The following is a 16,689-nucleotide window of genomic DNA, read 5'->3' as shown; positions in this document are numbered from 1 at the left end:
TCATCCTCCGGCCGCCCGGTAGAGCATCTCGTGGGTCCAGCACGCTCCATCCCATCCCGTGACCTGGGCGACCTCCTCGACCCGCCTGCCTTCGGGACTGCGTCGCAGGAACACCACCAGGTCGGTGACCGCCGCCAGGGCCGAGCGGACGTAGTCGATGGACACGTTGGAGCCGGCGAGCACGCAGTAGCCGACCAGCTTGTCGAGGGCGTCGATCGCCGAGTTGGCATGGAGCGTGGCCAGCCCGGAGCACCCGGCATTGAGGGCGAGTAGGAGGTCGAGAGCCTCGGGACCCCTCACCTCTCCGACCACGATGCGGTCGGGGCGCTGCCTCAGCGACGCCCGCACCAGATCGCGCAGCGTGATGGCGGCTCCTCCGTCGAGGCCCTCGTCGCGGGTCTGCATGCGGGTCATGTCGGGGAGCTCGACCGAGATCTCGAAGACCTCCTCACAGGTGACGACGCGACGGTCGGGAGGCACCGCTGCCAGCAGACACCCGGCGAGGGTCGTCTTGCCGGCCCCCGGCGCTCCCGCCACCAGCACCGTCCGGTCGTCGGCGATGGCCGTCGCGAGCAGTTCGGCGATCTCGGATGGGACGCTGCCGCGGCGCGCCAGCTCCTCCATGCCCGAGGCTGCGACCACGAACCGCCGGATCTGGACGTTGAGGTTTCCGGGTCGGGTCACGGGCGGTCCGGTCACATGGAGGCGGCTGCCATCGGGGAGCTGTGCGGAGACGATCGGGCTGGCCAGGTCGAGCCGCCTTCCGGTGCCGCTCAGGAGACGCTCGACCAGGTCTCGCACCGAGTCGGGGTCGGAGACGATGGGCAGAAGTCGCTTCTCGCCCTGGCGCACCACGAAGGTGCGCTCTCCGCCGTGAACGATGACCTCTTCGACCAGAGGATCGGCGAGCACGTCGGCGAGGAACCCGGTCATCGGCCGGCCACCGCGTGGAGGTGCTTCAGGAGCGGGCGGGCCGGTGGTGCTCCCGCCCGGGCCGCCGCAGCCACCCGGGGCGTGTCGGGGATGAGCGCCACGGGATCGAGCCCCGTCCAACGGCGGGTGGCAAGCACGGCGTCTTCACGGCCCGACCTCGGCAGCCGGTTGAGCACCAGGCAGGGCGGCGGTCCCGCCCACTCGGCGAGCATCCCGGCGGCGCGCACTATCCCGCGCGGTGACGAGTCGACGACCACGACGGCGGTGGTGGCGGCCTTGACCAACTCCGATCGCAGGGGCCACGGCCCGCAGTCGACGACGACGCCCGAGTCGGAGCGGATGGCATCGAGGACGTCCTGGACCGGCTCGATGCGCAGAGGTGGCTCACCCGGTCGATGCGACCCGGGCAGCACCCGGAGGCGGCCCACGGCGTGGAGGGCGTCAGACGAGATCGATCCCGATCCGTGAACCTCGTCCACGGCATCGGTGAGATCGGGACGCGGTGGCACACCCATTCGGATGGCGACGCCGGGCGCCTCCAGGTCGCCGTCGGCGAGGACCACGATCCCGTGGCCCGCCATCAGCCAGGCCAGAGCCAGGGCAACCTCGGTGCGGCCGGGAGCCCCCCGCGGACCGGTGACCGCGACCAGGGGGAACTCGACGGCGGCTCGGCTCGACGCCGGCTCCAGGAGGCGGATCTCGCGCAGCATGGCCTCGGCCGGGAGGTCATCGGGGATCACCAGATCGGCACCCCCTGCCTTCAGGCGCTCGCAGGCGGGCCGGTCGCCAGCCGGGTGAACTCCCACCACCCGCAGCCCGCTGCGCGACCAGGCGGCGATTCGCGCCGTCGTCGCCCAGGGGACCTCGGAGCCGACCACGACGACATCGATCTCGGAGCCGCGTTCCAGGATCTCGTCGGGCCGGAAGGCCCGCACCACGAGGCGAACGGCCGCGGTGCTGCGAGCCGCTCCCACGAGTCGAGCCTCCCACTCCCGGGCCGACAGCACCGTGGCCACGCGAAGCGTCATCGCGCCCTCCTCACCAGGTCGATGCGCGACCCGGCGGCGGCAGCGATGATCGCCGCGGCGAGGTCGGGGTCGGCAGCGAGCACCAGGGCCACCTGTTCCCCGGCCATCCCGCTGGATGCGCCGACCGAGAGCACGAGCACATCCCAGGCGATCTGCGCGGTGCCCTCGTCGCCCGAGGCGTAGATGTCCACGCGATCCCCGGGAAGCAGGTCACCCTGAACCGCTTGGGACGGATCGAGGGTGAGGGCCACGGAGTCAGGACGATCGCCCGGCGGAAGGAGCAGGGATTCGAGGAGGGGCTCGCCGGGGGCGAGGGCGGCAAGCAGCGAGTGCTGTGACACGGAATCGAGGCGAGAGGCTTCGACCAGCCCGGGGAGTGGCGGGAGCGACCTCGTGTCGACTTCGAGTTCGGCAAGGGGAACCCCCGGTGGCAGCACCGTCGCCGCCACCAGGACCTCGGTCGTTGGTTCTGGTCGTGTAGCGAGATGGACTGCGAGGCCTGCCATGAGGGCTAGGGCGGAGGCCGCCATCAGGCGCAGGTCGAGGCGAACCGCCTTCATCGTTGCCACTCGACCGCCACCAGGTGGGCCAGGGAGAGTATCCGGGAGCCCGGTCCGGAGGTGAGCTCGACATGGTCGGAGCCGACGGCGGTGATCGTGCCGTGGTGGGCGGCGCCGTCGCTGGAGGTGAGGCAGACCCGTTCGGTGGCGTCTTCGGCGGCGAGCAGTATCTCGCGCAGGGTCCGGTTGCGTCGGGCTGCGGCCCGGGCCGCCTCCATCTCCGCCTCGAGGGTGCGGTCCATTCGGTCGCGCAGCAGGCGGCCGATGTGGACCAGGTCGGGATGGCCGCTGACGTCCACGCGTCCCCTTTCTTCGGCAGCCAGGGGAGTGCCCCGCCGGTCGGCGGGTGGCGGCAGCGTCTACGTATCAGCCGTGAGGCGGCCACTCAAGGGGGTCGCCGCGGGAATGTTTTCGCGAGCGGGCGTCATCGCGCGGTGAGCCGTAGACGCCGGTCGAGCACCACACCGAGCAGGATGAGTGCGTTGGGGATGGTCCCCACCCAGGCCGATCCCCACCAGAGGACGATCAGGGCCTGCGAGACGGCGACCCCGGTGAGCGCGGGGATCGACCAGGAGGGACGCCGCAACAGCAGCATGACCCCGGCGAAGGCGAGGATCAGGGCGGTGATGGTCCATCCCACGGCGAGGGCGTCGAGCGCTGCCCCACCGAACTCGACCGATGGGGATACCTCCTGTTCGAACTCGGCCAGGTCCCAGATGTCGGCGGGAGCCATCATGTGGATGGCGCCATGGAGGATGGTGAGCAGACCGAGGCCCGTCACCAGGCGGCTTCGCCAGGCCGGGCCGGAGCGGGCGGTGACCAACTCGGGTGCGATCACGTCTCTTTTCTCGCCCTAGAGGCGCCCAACTCGGCGGCGATTCCGGTGCCCCACCCGGTGATCGCCGCCCACTCCCGGAAGTCACCTTGAGGGGCCCGCATCGCCTTGACGATCAGGCGCTCGCCCCGCCCGAGGATCGTCGGGTCGAGGCGACCGGAGAAGAGGCGGTGCTCCCGGGCGCCGATCTCGCCGGCCACCCGAACGGCGTCGGCCGGCTCCTCAATGGGACGCGGTGGGTCACCCACCGGGCCCGACGAGAACATCCACACGGGCAGCCCGGCAAGGGCATCCTGGTGCTCCTCGGCGTAGGCCAGGGCGGGCTTCAGCCAGTGCCCGGCGTACACGGCGCTGCCCAGGACCACGGCGTCGAAACCCTCGGGGCCGGGAGCTTCGCCGGGCGGGGTCACCACCGCCTCCACGCCGTGGTCGGAGAGCGTCTGGCCGATGGCCTCGGCGATCTCGCCGGTGGCGTCGTGTTTGCTGGCTGCGGTGACGAGAACTCGCATCGTGATCTCCTTCTCGCGGTGAAGGTATCGGGCCGGCAACATGGCGGCCAGGGTCGGAAGCACTCTCGGCGCGGGCCCTTCTACCCGGTGGACGGCTCCAGGCACTGTCGGTCGAGGGCGTCGTGGCCGCAGTGCCGGGTCCGGGCGGGCGACGTTCGCACCCGGCCACCCGGGCCGGTCTGGGGTGCGAAAACGATTCGGATCGACCTTGCCAAACGTGCGTTCGGGGGCGTATGTTCCGCCGATGGCGCCAACCCGGGATAGGTGACTTCCTCATTGAGAAGGAGAGACAGACATGGACATAGGTGAGCAGAAGCGGGTGATCATCGTCGAGCCGATGGAGTTCCCCGACGAAAAGCGGCCGGAGTTCGAGGAGCCGCCGGGCCTCGAGCGCGAAGCGGAGCCGGCTGTCCCGGAGCCCAGCCGGACCTGAGCTGACTCAGCGGACGTCGACCGGCAGTCGCTGTGCCGGGACCAGATGGGGTTCACCTGCGGCCATCGTGTCCGACCAGCGCGCCCACGGTCCAATGAACACCATGCCGACCACGGTATCGCCACCGCGCTGCTTCGCCTGATACATGAGTTCGTCGGCGCCGGCGATCATGGCATCGACGGAGTGGGGCGGGAACCGGAAGGTGGCGACCCCTACCGAGGTGGTGAGGGGGCTGCCGTCGACCACGCAGGTGGCGGCGAGTCGCTGCCGGACCCGGTCCACGGCCACCATGGCGCGGTGGGCGTCGGTGTCGGGGAGGAGCAGGACGAACTCGTCACCGCCGAGGCGGGCGAAGAGGTCGGTGCCGCGAATCGTGGACTCCACGGCCTCGGCGAACGCCTCCAGGATCCGGTCCCCCAGGGCATGGCCGTGGGCGTCGTTCACCGTCTTGAAGGCGTCGATGTCGAAGTAGGCCATGGTGAGGGGGCTGCCGTCGCGACCGGCCCGCAGCCGCTCGCGCTCGGCGATGATGGCGAACGACCTGCGGTTCATGGCTCCGGTGAGGTTGTCGATCGTGGCGTGGCGGCGCTGGTCCACGAGGGAACGGCGCAGCGAACACAGCATGACGGCGACGATCATCAGCACGCCGCCGAGCATCACGGAGTTCCACAGGCGCGCCAGGACGGTGACGCCGGAGCCCGCGATCATCTGCTCGCCGGCGGCGAGGGCGGCGACGACGATGCCGTGGCGACGGGTTCCGATCCAGGAGACGGCCATCACCGCCAGCACGTAGAGGAGGGACAGCGAGTAGGCGGGTCCGGACCACCAGTCGAGGCCGGCGATCCCGGTGGCGAGGACGACACCGACTGCCAGCGGCGCACCGTTGGGGAACCGCCGTATCAGTGGGAAGCGCACCAGTGTCGTCTCGCGCGGGTCCATCGTGACTAGTCAATCGGCACTAGTGCGCGCCGGTTTAGCGGATTCTCGCGAATTCTTTTCGATGTTCCACCCCGAAGCCGGCCCACTTCCACGCTCATCCAGGCGGCGGTACCCTGCGCGTGTGGAACGAATCGTGGTCGACGTCGGCAAGGAGTGGCTGTCCGTGGCCGACATCTGCGAGTACATGGACGTATCCACCTTCGTGGTGACCAGGGTGCTGCGCAGCGGCGAGCTGCCGGCGGTGAAGATGGGCCGTGAGTGGCGGGTCGCCCGCCTCGACTTCGAGGACTGGCTCAACGCCCAGCGGCTGGCCTCCAGGCTCTCGGAGCGCCCGGCAGATCAGCGACGATGACCGTCGCCCCCGAACGCGTAGACACCCCGGAAGTCGACGAGTCGACCGCTCGCCACCGCTCCTGGCAGGTGGTGGTGTGGAACGATCCGGTGAACCTGATGTCCTACGTGGTCTGGGTGTTCCGCAAGCTGTTCGGCCACTCCCTGGAGGAGGCGACCCGCCTCATGCTCCAGGTCCACCACGAGGGAAGGGCGGTGGTGTCGAGCGGCCCCCTTGAGAAGGCCGAGCTCGACTGCCATCGCCTCCACCATCACGGGCTGTGGGCGACGTTGGAGCGGACGTGAGGGGCCCGTTCGCCAGGGACGAGCGAGAGATCGTGGTTCGTCTCGGTGACCTGGAGCGCACGGCCCTGGCCGCGCTCCCCGAGATGCTGGATGGTGGCGGCGACGCCGGGGGCAGGCTCACATACGTCGCTCACCCCGACGATGAAGCGGCCGACCGCAGGTACCGCGACCTGGTCGGCGCCTCCCTGGAGGAGGCGCGGCAGCAGGACCGCTCCGTGTTCCTCTCCGGCCTGGGTCGGGAGCGAATCGACGCCGACGAGGCCGAGGCTTGGCTGCGGGTGATAGGCGAGGCCCGCCTCCTCCTGGCCCATGCGCTCGGCGTGGAGGACGACGGCTGGGAGGACGAGTCCGAGCCGGCGGAGGACGCCGAGATGGCTCTGCTCCTCTACCTCGGCCATCTGCAGGACCGTCTGGTGGAGGTGTTGGGCTAGAGCCCGAGGGCGGCTGAGGCGTCGACCGTCTCCATCCCGAGTGAGGCGGCGACTGCCTGATTGGTCACCTGGCCGGCTGCGACGTTGACACCCCCCAGGAGCTCCGGGTGGCGACGCATCGCCGGAGCCACCCCGTCGGCCAGCGCCACCACATAGGGGAGCGTGGCATTGGTCAGGGCGTAGGTGGCGGTGTTGGGCACGGCCCCCGGAATGTTTCCCACGGCGTAGTGGATCACTCCGTGCTGCTCGTAAACCGGATCGCTGTGCGTGGTCTCCCGAGCGGTGGCGATGCATCCCCCCTGGTCGATCGAGATGTCGACCAGCACGCTCCCCGGCTTCATCCCCTTCACCATCTCCTCGCTGACCACGATCGGGGCGCGAGCACCCGGAATCAGAACTGCACCCACGACCAGCTCCGAGGTCGAAACGTATGTCTCGATGGCGAGGATCGAAGACTTCACGGTGAACACGCTTCCCCAGCGCAGTTCGTCGAGGTGACGCAACGGCATCAGGTTGACGTCGAGCACCACCACCTCGGCACCCATCCCGGCAGCGATCATCGCCGCGTTGCGGCCCGCCATGCCGGCGCCGAGGACGGTGACCCGACCGGGAGCCACTCCGGGGACGCCACCGAGCAGAACGCCGCGACCCCCCCGTGGTCGCTCCAGGAAGTGCGCTCCCGCCTGCACCGCCATCCGCCCGGCTATCTCGCTCATCGGGGCGAGCAGCGGCAGGGCACCGTTGGGCAGCTGAACCGTCTCGTAGGCGATGGCGGTGGCCCCGGAGTCGAGCAGGCCCCTGGCCTCGGCCGGATACGCCGCCAGATGGAGGTAGGTGAACAGGACGTGGCGCGGCTCGAGCATGGCGATCTCGGAGGGCTGGGGCTCCTTGACCTTGACGATCATGTCCGCTGCAGCGAAGACTTCTGTCGCGGTGGGCACCACCTCGGCCCCCACGGCGACAAAGTCGTCGTCGGTGATCGACGATCCGGTGCCCGCACCTGACTCGATAAGGACGCGATGTCCGTGACCGACCAGCTCGCGTGCTCCGACGGGCGTCATGGCGACGCGGTACTCCTCGGTCTTGATCTCGCGGGGGACACCGACGATCAACTGAACCTCCAAGGTGACATGCAGCCCCCAAGATTGCCACGCCGGGAGCCCGGCGGCGACCGCAATCGGCACTTCCTGGTGGACGCGCACCGCGGGGCTACTGTGCGACGAATGAATCCCACGACCGCCGCCCTGATCCTGGCGGCCGGCGCCAGCCGCCGATTGGGGCGCCCCAAGCAGCTCGTGCCCTATGGCGACGGGCCGCTGCTGGCCAAGGTGGTGGCGTCGGTGCGGTCCTGGCCGGTGGATCTGGTCGTGGTGGTGCTTGGTGCGCACGCCGACGAGATCCTCGACGCCGTCGAGTTCGGTGACGCCGTCGTCCTGCTCAACGAGGAGTGGGAGGAGGGCATGGCCTCATCCCTGCGGGTCGGTCTCGACTTCCTGACGCGTCACCCTCACGTGGAGAAGGCGTTCGTCGTGCTCGGTGACCAGCCCGAGATCCCGACCGATGTTCCGCATGCCCTGCTCGCCGCCGCCGAGGAGAGCGATCGCCCGGCGTTGGTCCCGGTGTACCGGTGGGAGCGGGGCAACCCGGTGCTCTTCCGTCGCCGGCTGTGGGATCGCCTGATGGCCCTGGAGGGGGATGTCGGCGCCGCCGGGTTGCTGAAGGCACACACCGACTGGGTCCACGAGGTCCGCGTCGATCACAGGGCTCCCGGGGATCTCGACACCGAGGACGATGTCACCGACCTCACCGCCGGCAGAGGCGGCCGCAGGCCATCGCCTCCGGCGGGAGGTTAGGCTCGCGAATGCGACGCCCCCGGGCGACGCCTGACACCGGCCCCGTGACGGAAAGGACTGCAATGCCTTCAATTGATGCCATCGAGGGCATCGGACCCAAGTTCGCCACCAAACTTCGCAAGGCGGGCATCCGAACCACCGAGGCGCTGCTCAAGCGAGGAGCCACTCGCGGCGGCCGCAAGGAAGTTGCCGCCAACGCCGGGTTGACCGATGCCCAGGTCCTGGAGTGGGTCAATCGAGCCGACCTCATGCGGGTCAAGGGGATCGGCGAGGAGTACTCCGATCTGCTCGAGGCGGCCGGTGTCGACACGGTCAAGGAGTTGCGGACTCGCAACGCCGCCAACCTCCTGGCAAAGATGGTCGAGGTCAACACCAAGAAGCGCTTGGTGAGGCGGCTCCCCACGTCGAAGATGGTCGAGGGCTGGATCGAGTCGGCGTCCGGCCTCGAGGCGGTCGTCAAGTACTAGGCGCTTCGGTCGCGTCGAGGGGCCCCTGTGACGGGGCCCCTCGGTCGTGTGCGCATCCGGGTGGTCAGGACTTGGTGGCAGCGCTCGCCTTCTTGGCAGGAGCCTTGGCTGCCGGCTTCTTCGCCGCCGGGGCCTTGGCAGGAGCCTTGGCTGCCGGCTTCTTCGCCGCCGGCTTCTTCGCCGCGGTGGCGGACTTCTCGGGCATGAAACTGGCGCGCCAGCCGGCGAGCACGTCCTCGAGCTGATCGCGCAGCTTCTCCACGCGGTCCTGCAGCTGGTCGAGATCGACCTTGTCCTTCAGGTCCTCGACCATCTTGCCGTCCCGCATCTCGGTGGTCAGCCGCTCACCGGCGGCCACCCAGGTGTCGAACTCACTGCGAACGCCCTTGCGCCACTTGTCGGAGTTGGCGGCGATGCGCTTACGGGCGACCGCCGGTGCCCCGATGGCCGCGTAGGCGGCCTTCTTGGCGGAGGTTCCCACCGCACCTGCCACCTTGGCGGTGCGCTGGCGGATCTCCGTGACCTTTTCCTTCATTCTCTCTCCTCTCGAAATCCCTCCACGAAGCTGCGATAGATCTCCGTGAGGGCCTGCTTCTGACGTTCGGTGAGGGCCGCGTCCGTGCGAATGGCGTCCTCGACCTCGGGACGAGGCGTCCCGTCGAGGAACCCGGCCCGCTCGTAGAGGCTCTCCGCCGAGATCGACAACCCTCGGGCGATGGCCTTGAGGATGTCTGCCGACGGCCTGCGAAGGCCCCGCTCGATCTGGCTGAGGTACGGGTTGGAGATCCCTGCCCGCTCGGCGAGCTTGCGCATCGAAATGGCGCTTCGCTCGCGCTGTTGGCGGATGAACTCTCCGACCTCGCTCACTCTCGTCTTCATTGTGTTAGCAGTGTAACAGCGGAGTGCTAGCAAATGCAAGCGGCGAGGGATGGCCTGCTCCCAGGCCTCAGTTATCCTCGCCACACCGAAAGGAGCGGTCTTTGGCCGGCCAGGACGACTCGATCATCATCGTCATGCGGCGCGATGCCACCGGCGTCCAGATCGAGCATCTGGTGGACCGGCTCCGGGATCTCGGCGCCGAGGCGCACGTGTCGGAGGGCGCCCTGCGCACGGTGATCGGTGCCGCCGGCGACCGGTCGGCCATCCAGCAGGTGCCGTGGGAGGCGTTCCCCGGTGTGGAGCGGGCCGTCCCGATCCTGCAGAGCCATCGCTTCGTGAGCCGCGACTTCCACCCTGAGGACTCGATCGTGGAGGTCGGCGGGGTTCCTGTCGGTGGGGATCGGCTGGTGGTGGTCGCCGGTCCCTGTGCCGTGGAGAGCCGTGAACAGCTGTTCGCCGCGGCGGCTGCGGTACGGGCCGCCGGGGGTGTGATCCTCAGGGGGGACGCCTTCAAGCCTCGGACTTCCCCGTATGCGTTCCAGGGTCTCGGGGAGAAGGGACTGCAGCTGCTCGCCGAGGCTCGCGACGAGTTCGACATGCCGTTCGTCGCCGAGGTCCTCGATCCTCGAGACGTCGAGTTGGTGTCGTCGTACGCCGACATGATCCGGATCGGAGCGCGCAACATGGCCAACTTCACATTGCTCGCCGAGGTGGGCCGCCAGCCGAAGCCGGTGATGCTGAAGCGGGGGATGAGCGCCACGATCGACGAGTGGCTCTATGCCGCCGAGTACGTGTACAAGGAGGGGAACCATGGTGTGGTCCTCTGTGAGCGCGGAATCCGCACCTTCGAGCAGAGGACCCGCAACACCCTCGACCTCTCATCTGTTCCCGTGGTGAAGGGCATCAGCCACCTTCCGATCCTCGTCGACCCTTCACACTCGGCGGGTCGCCGCGAGCTGGTGCCGGCACTGGCGCGTGCTGCGGTGGCGGCGGGCGCCGACGGGGTGATGGTGGACGTTCACGCCTCTCCGGACACGGCCCGTGTGGACGGTGCCCAGGCGCTCCTCCCCGAGGAGTTCGCCGCCATGATGAGGGCCGTGCAGGCCATCCACGCCGCCCTGGCTGACAGCGGTTGATGGTGCCGGCCGGCTCGCCTCAACTCCGGCCGTAGAACACCCGATCGACGACCTTGCGGGCGCGCCGGGTCACCCTGCGGTACTCCTCACGTAGCGCCGTGCGAGGTGAGATCTCGTATCCGAGGGAGCGGGCGAGTGCGGCGCTCTCGTCGGGGTCGGTGGGGAGAGAGTCGAACGTCCGCCCTGCGCGAAGCGCCAGGCGATTGCGGACCCGGGCGCAGAACAGGTAGGCGGCCTCAAGTGCGGCGGCGTCGGAGGGGCGCACCAGGCCGCCCCTGGCGAGGGCCCGCAACGCCTCGAGGGTGGCGGGGGTCCGAATCGCCGGGTGGGCGTGGCCGTGTCTCATCTGCAGGAGCTGAACGGTCCACTCCACGTCGGACAGGGCGCCCTTGCCCAGCTTGACATGGAAGTCGGGGTCCTCGCCGAGGGGGATGCGCTCCTTCTCGACGCGCAGCTTCATCGACCGTACCTCGCGGTCGGCGTCGAAGCTCGCGGGATGCGCCCGAACCGTGGCGGCGGCGACGAACCGATCGCCGAGGGCGGCGTCGCCTGCGGCGAAACGAGCCCTCAGCAGCGATTGGAACTCCCAGGTGAGGGCCCACCGGTCCCAGTAGGCCTCGTAGGCGGCGAGGGAACGGGTCAGTGCCCCCTTGCGGCCTTCGGGCCTGAGGTCGAGATCGACCGCCGGTGGAGAGACACCTGGTGACGGAGCGGCGAGAGATCCGACGAGTACCTCTGCGACCCGGGATGCGGCTTCCTCGTCACCGGCGTCGGGATCGAAGACGACCAGGGCATCGAGGTCTCCTGCGTAGGTGAGCTCGCGGCCGCCCCAGCTGCCCATGGCGATCACCGCCATCGGCGGTGCCTGGAGACCGCCGGCACCGACCTCGTCGATGGCGGCGGCCAGGAGCGCCTCCACCAGGGCGTCGGCGGCGTCTGAGAGGCGGCGTCCCACTTCTTGGACGTCGGACAGGCCGGCGACGTCGGCGGCCATCGTCACCAGGAGCCGCTCGCCCCAGAATCGATGCAGAGACTCGATCGTCTCGGCGTGGTCCGGCCTGATCGCCCCCCGTCCTAGCGCCTCGGCACGGAGCGACGACGGTTCGGGAGGTGTGCCCAGGGCGACGTCATCGCCGAGCAGGGTCAGCGCCGAAGGAATCCGATCGACGAGCCGACCGGCCAGGCGCGCCGTTCCCAGCAGTCGGCACAGGCGCTCACCGACTCCCGGGTCGTCGCGCAGGGCGGCGATGAGCAGGCCGTTGTCACCGGAGCCGGCCACCAGGAGTCTCAGTTGCGCCAATCCCAGATCGGGGTCCGGCGCCGCCGAAAGCCACTCCATCATGAGCGGGAGGACCTGACGCATCAAGCGGCTCCTGCGCGACAGGCCCGCCGTCAGGTCGGCGGCGGCGGCGCGTGTCGCCTCGGAGTCGGTGAAGCCGAGTGCGGCCATCTGGCGGTCGATCCTGCCGTCCCGGCGGGCACTGGCGAACGCCTCCAACGCCGGTCGGTAGAAGAGCCGCTGGTGGATGTCGCGTACTGCTGAGCGGCGTTCGACCATTTCACCCTCGAAGGCTTCGACGGCCGAGGCGTCTGGCCGGTCGCGGTACCCCATCAGCTTGGCGATGCGCTCACGCGCCGCGCCGCCACCGGGGACCGTGTGGGTCTGGCGCAGATCCTGGAGCTGGATGCGGTGCTCGAGGTCACGCAGCCAGCGGTAGGAGTCCGACAGCTCTTCGGTATCCGCCGGGTCCACGTACCCGCCGCTGCCGAGCCTGGCCAGAGCATCGAGGGTGTTGGCGGAGCGCAGCAGGGGGTCGGCTCCGCCGTGAACCAACTGCAGCAACTGAACGGCGAACTCGATGTCGCGGATGCCGCCCACCCCCCGCTTCAGCTCGTCGGCGGCTCCGGATACGAGGCGCTCGCTGCGTATCTTCATGGCCCGAATCTCCCTGACCGCATCGTGGGGGAGCACTTCAGGATGGACGAACGACAGCGACGCCTCCACGAAAGCAGTCCCCAGCGCCCGATCGCCTGCGGCGGGGCGCGCCTTGAGCATGGCCTGGCGCTCCCAGGTGTGGGCCCACCGTTCCCAGTAGGCGCGGAATGATTCGACCGTCCGCGAGAGGGGGCCGTCCCGACCCTCTGGCCTCAGGTCGGGATCGACCCTGAAGGCGATGCCGTCGGCCGTGCGGGAGGACAGGATGGCGATGAAGCGCTCGGCGAGCCGCGCGGCGAGAGCAGCCTCATCCCCCTCGTGGACGAAGACCAGGTCGATGTCGGAGGCGTAGTTGAGCTCGCGGCCACCCCACTTTCCCAGGGCTACGACCGCCATCGAGGGGTCGCCGGGCCGGGCCACCGAGCGCAGTGCGGCATCGGCGGCGGCGTCGGCGAGGTCGGCCAATGCGATGCCGGCGGCGGGCATGTCGATGCGGCGGGTCAGATCGAGTGCGGCGACTCCGAGCATGTGTCGTCTGACCCCGCGTCGGATGGCCAGACCGGGATCGGGACCCGCTGCCTCGATTCGGGGAGCCGGCGGGGAGGCCCAACGCAGTGGCTCGAGTGCATCGTCGCCGAGGGCGGTGAGCGCCGCGGTGAGGGCACGGCCCGACGAGCAGACGGCGACTAGCGCCTCGGCGAGAAGAGGATCTCGGGAAGACTCGGACGCTAGGGCCGGGGCTGCCGGGAGCACGCGGGCCAGGCGGGTGGCGGTGCCGGTCGGATCGGGCCCGGTGGCGATCCTCTCGATGGCTCGCTCGACACCCTGCTCGTCATCACCCCACGGCGTGCCTGCCAGGGTTTCCTGGATGGTGCGGATCACGGCGCGAGCGTACGTGACCGGCCGGAGCGACGGCCCGCGATCGCAGGTTCGCCCGTGGCGGGTGGGATCGGACCGGCAGGACGCGACCCCTCACACCTTCCGTAGACTGTCGCCTCCCGACTTCGGAAGGTTCCGATGGAGATCAGAACGCGATCGGCGCTGGCAAACCCGGGCGGCGAGGAGCTGCGCCGACTGGCCGAGACCCAGCCCAACGCGCATGTCACCGAGTACGACAACCTCGATGTCATCACCTCGGTGACCGCCCGGTCGAAGTCGTCCACCTTCGTGGTTTCCGACACGCCGGAGCGCCACACCGATCCCACAATCGACCGCGCCGCGTACCAGGCGCTGGCCGTCCGCCAGGATGAGTACCTGACCGGGTGCGACGTGATCGTGCTCGACGGGTACATCGGCGATCACCCCGATGCCCGCATGCGCACCCGGCTGGTCGTCGAGAAGTCGAACGCCAACATCGCCGCCAAGCAAAGGCTTCTCTTCTTCCCGGCCGACGACGACGCCGAGCCCGAGCTGACCGTGATCTACACGCCGAACCTGACGGCGCCGGGGTACCCCGACGATCGGGTGATCGCCGTCGACCTGGAGGCCGGTGTGACCCGGGTGCTCAACTCCGACTACTTCGGCGAGTCGAAGATGGGTGGCCTGCGGATGTGGGACGCCGCCATGTACCGACGGGGTGGCCTGGCGATGCACAGCGGCCTGCGGGTGATGGGGGAGGGGCCGGATCGCAGGGTCGGTCTCGTCGTCGGGCTCTCCGGCACCGGCAAGACGACCACGACGTTCTCCCCGGCGGGGAATGGGCGCCCGGTGCAGGACGACTTCGTGGCCCTGTTCCCCGGCGGCCGGGTGTACGGGACCGAGGCGGGCACTTTCGCCAAGGTGTTCGGGTTGAGCCCGGATTCGGAGCCCGCCGTCTGGCACGGTGCCACCCGACCGGGGTCGTACCTGGAGAACGTGGCGGTGGGGCCGGACGGCCGGGTCGACTGGAGCGATCGCAGCCACACCGAGAACGGCAGGGCCGTGATCTCGGGGCGCGACATTCCGGGGTTCCTGCCGCCCGCCGAGGTGGATCGGGCCGACTTCATGCTGATCCTCAACCGTAACGCCAACATCATCCCTGCCGTGGCCCGCCTCACCAGGGACCAGGCCGCCGCCTACTTCATGCTCGGCGAGACGCAGGGCACCAGCGCCGGCGGTAAGGCCGAGGCCGGAAAGTTCCTCAGGGTGCCCGGAACCAATCCGTTCTTCGTGTATCGCCACGAGTGGCAGGCAAACCGGCTGCGCGAGATCCTGGAGACCTGTGACCTGGAGGTGTTCGTCCTCAACACGGGTCGCGTGGGGGGGCCGGATGACGACGAGAGGTCGCGCAAGGTGACCCCTGGGGTTTCGGGGGCGATCGTCGCCGCAGTCGCCTCGGGAACGGTCGAGTGGGACGAGGATCCAGACTTCGGGTACCACGTGGCGGTGTCGGTGCCCGGGGTCGAGGATGCAGGCCTGCTGCGTCCGTCTCTTCTCTACCAGGAGCAGGGGCGTTCGGCGGAGTACGCCGAGATCGTGTCCCGGCTGCACGAGGAGCGCCGTGCCCACCTCGCCCGCTACCCCGACCTGCTCGCGGAGATCTCGGCGGCGGTGTGAGCGGAAGGTCTGCCGCCGCCCTGGTCGACGACCTGTACCGAACTGCCATCGAACAGCCTGACACCGTGGACGAGGTGCTGCTCGGCGAGTGGTTCACCGAAGCAGCGGCAGCGGTCGAAGGTGACCGCACGGCGATGAAGGCTCTGAGACGGGCCACCCGGTTGGCGATCCGGCTGGCTCGCCGGTACTCGTCCCGACTCGGAGACTTTCCCGACTGGCGCAACGGCGTCGACGAGGCACTGGGCAGCGCCGGGTGGGAGCCGCAGCTCGACCTGGCCCGCTGGGCCTGGGAGTCCACCCCCGGCGACGACACGATGGCCGAGCTCAGGGAGCGCTATCGGGCGGTCCACTTCGTCGACCTGGAGGAGTGAGGGGCCGGGCGTGTGTGGGGAACGAAGCCGTCACCTGTGGCGTCCGCGGTCGACCCCGTTGTTTCCATGCCACAGGTGTGGCATGCTTGTGGCATGCCGCGAATCCGTGTCAGCACCACCGTCGATGAGGCTCTCTTGACGAGGGCGCGGGAGGTGCGGGTCGGAACCAACGACGCCACCCTCCTCGACGAGGCGCTCGAAGCACTCCTTCGCCGCCACCGGACAGCGGAGTTCGATCGCGCCTATGAGGCGTACGACATGCACCCTCTCGACCAACCGGACGCCTGGGGGGACCTGGCGTCTTTTGGCGAGGCCGCAGGACGATCGTGAGGGACCTGCCTGCTCGTGGCGAGGTGTGGTGGTGTGAGCTCCCGGAGATAGGCCGGCGTCCCGTCGTCGTTCTCTCCCGCGATCCCGCGATCCCGCGTCTTCGACGTGCGCTGGTCGCCCCATGCACGACGAGGGTTCGTCGCCTGCCCAGCGAAGTGATTCTGAGCGCAGGGCGCGATCCGGTGCCCCTCGACTCGGCCGTGAACCTCGACTCTGTCGAGAGCGTCTCCATCGGCACGCTCACCGAGAGACTCGGCCGTCTGAGCGGCGGCCGCATGCGAGAGATCTGTGAGGCGCTCGCCGTCGCCGTCGCCTGCGACTGAGTCCCGTAGTCGAGCGAGCCCCGAGTGCGCAGCGCCGTCGGGACGCCAGCAAGTCCGCCCTCCTACCCTGACGGGCACGACGAGCACCGAGGGGGTGGTCATGGTCGGATCCAAGAAGTCGTCCAAGGCATCGGAACCGGTTCTCCTCACCGGCGGCAACCCGCAGATGCCCAAGGGCGACGGCGATGCTCCCGTGCAGGCCTACATCGCCGCCATGCCCGGGTGGAAGGGTGACGTGGGACGCCGACTCGACGCCCTGGTCGTCGCCACGGTGCCCCAGGTCCGCAAGGCCGTGAGGTGGAACTCGCCGTTCTACGGGATCGAAGGCGCCGGCTGGTTCCTGAACTTCCACTGCATCTCCAGGTACGTGAAGGTGGCCTTCTTCAATGGCTCATCGCTTCGGCCCCTCCCGCCCGTGGAGTCGAAGATGGAGTCGGTGCGTTACCTCCACGTCTTCGAGGATGGGGATTTCGACGAGGCGCAGTTCGCCGAGTGGGTGAGACAGGCGAGCGAGCTGCCGGGCGAGCCGATGTTCTGAGAGAGGGGAGCTCGTCC

23 protein-coding genes are annotated in these 16,689 nt (G+C 69.4%); 12 read left to right on the top strand and 11 right to left on the bottom strand.

The genetic code is table 11. The features are described 5' to 3' along the window. The 6 genes from QY307_05870 to QY307_05845 form a co-directional block, all read right to left on the bottom strand. A complete protein-coding gene (locus tag QY307_05870) occupies positions 1–933 on the bottom strand; it encodes an ATPase, T2SS/T4P/T4SS family (GenBank protein ID WKZ81628.1) in 933 nt (310 codons plus the stop codon). Next, positions 930–1,961: a hypothetical protein gene (locus tag QY307_05865; protein ID WKZ81627.1), complete on the bottom strand. Its 1,032-nt coding sequence runs from the start codon at positions 1,959–1,961 to the stop codon at positions 930–932. Before QY307_05865 ends, QY307_05870 begins: the two co-directional genes overlap by 4 nt. After that, the gene (locus tag QY307_05860; protein WKZ81626.1) at positions 1,958–2,530 is read right to left on the bottom strand and encodes a hypothetical protein; all 573 of its coding nucleotides are present in this window, start codon (positions 2,528–2,530) and stop codon (positions 1,958–1,960) included. The genes QY307_05865 and QY307_05860 overlap by 4 nt, the downstream gene beginning before the upstream one ends. Continuing rightward, entirely contained in the window at positions 2,518–2,820 is a 303-nt protein-coding gene (locus tag QY307_05855; protein WKZ81625.1) for a hypothetical protein, read from the bottom strand. Before QY307_05855 ends, QY307_05860 begins: the two co-directional genes overlap by 13 nt. Before the next feature lie 125 nt (positions 2,821–2,945). After that, positions 2,946–3,359, bottom strand: a complete 414-nt coding sequence (locus QY307_05850; protein ID WKZ81624.1) for a hypothetical protein — start codon at positions 3,357–3,359, stop codon at positions 2,946–2,948. Further along, positions 3,356–3,907 (bottom strand): flavodoxin domain-containing protein, encoded by a 552-nt coding sequence (locus QY307_05845; protein ID WKZ81623.1) that lies wholly within the window; start codon positions 3,905–3,907, stop codon positions 3,356–3,358. Before QY307_05845 ends, QY307_05850 begins: the two co-directional genes overlap by 4 nt. A 253-nt stretch (positions 3,908–4,160) precedes the next feature. Between QY307_05845 and QY307_05840 the strand changes: the two genes are divergently transcribed. Continuing rightward, positions 4,161–4,298 carry a hypothetical protein gene (locus QY307_05840; GenBank protein ID WKZ81622.1) on the top strand — a complete coding sequence of 46 codons (138 nt, stop codon included), beginning with the start codon at positions 4,161–4,163 and terminating at the stop codon, positions 4,296–4,298. A 6-nt stretch (positions 4,299–4,304) separates the two neighbouring features. On the opposite strand, the gene QY307_05835 is transcribed toward QY307_05840, so the two are convergent. Further along, positions 4,305–5,237, bottom strand: coding sequence for a diguanylate cyclase (locus tag QY307_05835; GenBank protein WKZ81621.1), 933 nt, complete (start codon positions 5,235–5,237; stop codon positions 4,305–4,307). 121 nt (positions 5,238–5,358) lie between these two features. Here QY307_05835 and QY307_05830 point away from each other — a divergent pair, with 121 nt between their 5' ends. The 3 genes from QY307_05830 to QY307_05820 are packed head-to-tail and all read left to right on the top strand — an operon-like array spanning position 5,359 to position 6,304. Next, a complete protein-coding gene (locus QY307_05830) occupies positions 5,359–5,589 on the top strand; it encodes a helix-turn-helix domain-containing protein (GenBank protein WKZ81620.1) in 231 nt (76 codons plus the stop codon). After that, positions 5,586–5,873, top strand: a complete 288-nt coding sequence (gene clpS, locus QY307_05825; protein ID WKZ81619.1) for an ATP-dependent Clp protease adapter ClpS — start codon at positions 5,586–5,588, stop codon at positions 5,871–5,873. Before QY307_05830 ends, clpS begins: the two co-directional genes overlap by 4 nt. Further along, complete coding sequence (locus tag QY307_05820) at positions 5,870–6,304, top strand: DUF2017 family protein (protein ID WKZ81618.1); 435 nt, start codon at positions 5,870–5,872, stop codon at positions 6,302–6,304. Before clpS ends, QY307_05820 begins: the two co-directional genes overlap by 4 nt. Here QY307_05820 and ald read toward each other — a convergent pair. Continuing rightward, positions 6,301–7,416 carry an alanine dehydrogenase gene (ald, locus tag QY307_05815; GenBank protein WKZ83767.1) on the bottom strand — a complete coding sequence of 372 codons (1,116 nt, stop codon included), beginning with the start codon at positions 7,414–7,416 and terminating at the stop codon, positions 6,301–6,303. The two genes, QY307_05820 and ald, sit on opposite strands and share 4 nt — an antisense overlap. Before the next feature lie 111 nt (positions 7,417–7,527). Between ald and QY307_05810 the strand changes: the two genes are divergently transcribed. Further along, entirely contained in the window at positions 7,528–8,157 is a 630-nt protein-coding gene (locus QY307_05810; protein ID WKZ81617.1) for a nucleotidyltransferase family protein, read from the top strand. Positions 8,158–8,219: 62 nt separating this feature from the next. Then, positions 8,220–8,624, top strand: coding sequence for a DUF4332 domain-containing protein (locus QY307_05805; protein ID WKZ81616.1), 405 nt, complete (start codon positions 8,220–8,222; stop codon positions 8,622–8,624). Between the two features lie 64 nt (positions 8,625–8,688). On the opposite strand, the gene QY307_05800 is transcribed toward QY307_05805, so the two are convergent. Then, positions 8,689–9,159: a hypothetical protein gene (locus QY307_05800; GenBank protein WKZ81615.1), complete on the bottom strand. Its 471-nt coding sequence runs from the start codon at positions 9,157–9,159 to the stop codon at positions 8,689–8,691. Further along, positions 9,156–9,503, bottom strand: a complete 348-nt coding sequence (locus QY307_05795) for a helix-turn-helix transcriptional regulator (protein ID WKZ81614.1) — start codon at positions 9,501–9,503, stop codon at positions 9,156–9,158. The genes QY307_05800 and QY307_05795 overlap by 4 nt, the downstream gene beginning before the upstream one ends. A 122-nt stretch (positions 9,504–9,625) precedes the next feature. On the opposite strand from QY307_05795, the gene aroF reads away from it, so the two are divergent. Next, positions 9,626–10,639 (top strand): 3-deoxy-7-phosphoheptulonate synthase, encoded by a 1,014-nt coding sequence (gene aroF / locus QY307_05790; protein WKZ83766.1) that lies wholly within the window; start codon positions 9,626–9,628, stop codon positions 10,637–10,639. Positions 10,640–10,658: 19 nt separating this feature from the next. Here the strand turns inward: aroF and QY307_05785 are convergent, their stop codons facing one another. Next, positions 10,659–13,457: a bifunctional [glutamine synthetase] adenylyltransferase/[glutamine synthetase]-adenylyl-L-tyrosine phosphorylase gene (locus QY307_05785; protein ID WKZ81613.1), complete on the bottom strand. Its 2,799-nt coding sequence runs from the start codon at positions 13,455–13,457 to the stop codon at positions 10,659–10,661. Between the two features lie 135 nt (positions 13,458–13,592). Here QY307_05785 and QY307_05780 point away from each other — a divergent pair, with 135 nt between their 5' ends. The 5 genes from QY307_05780 to QY307_05760 all read left to right on the top strand — a co-directional run bounded on the left by QY307_05780 (position 13,593) and on the right by QY307_05760 (position 16,672). Continuing rightward, on the top strand, positions 13,593–15,110 hold the full coding sequence (locus QY307_05780) for a phosphoenolpyruvate carboxykinase (GenBank protein ID WKZ81612.1): 1,518 nt from the start codon (positions 13,593–13,595) through the stop codon (positions 15,108–15,110). Next, entirely contained in the window at positions 15,107–15,481 is a 375-nt protein-coding gene (locus QY307_05775; GenBank protein ID WKZ81611.1) for a hypothetical protein, read from the top strand. Before QY307_05780 ends, QY307_05775 begins: the two co-directional genes overlap by 4 nt. Before the next feature lie 93 nt (positions 15,482–15,574). Then, on the top strand, positions 15,575–15,811 hold the full coding sequence (locus QY307_05770; GenBank protein WKZ81610.1) for a DUF2191 domain-containing protein: 237 nt from the start codon (positions 15,575–15,577) through the stop codon (positions 15,809–15,811). Continuing rightward, on the top strand, positions 15,808–16,134 hold the full coding sequence (locus QY307_05765) for a type II toxin-antitoxin system PemK/MazF family toxin (protein WKZ81609.1): 327 nt from the start codon (positions 15,808–15,810) through the stop codon (positions 16,132–16,134). The genes QY307_05770 and QY307_05765 overlap by 4 nt, the downstream gene beginning before the upstream one ends. A gap of 100 nt (positions 16,135–16,234) precedes the next feature. Beyond that, positions 16,235–16,672, top strand: coding sequence for a DUF1801 domain-containing protein (locus QY307_05760; protein WKZ81608.1), 438 nt, complete (start codon positions 16,235–16,237; stop codon positions 16,670–16,672). Positions 16,673–16,689: the final 17 nt, after the last annotated feature.

Source organism: Acidimicrobiia bacterium (assembly GCA_030584185.1).
GTDB lineage: Bacteria > Actinomycetota > Acidimicrobiia > Spongiisociales > UBA11373.
Note: the sequence above shows the minus strand (reverse complement) of the source record. Positions and strands in the feature narration are given on the sequence as shown.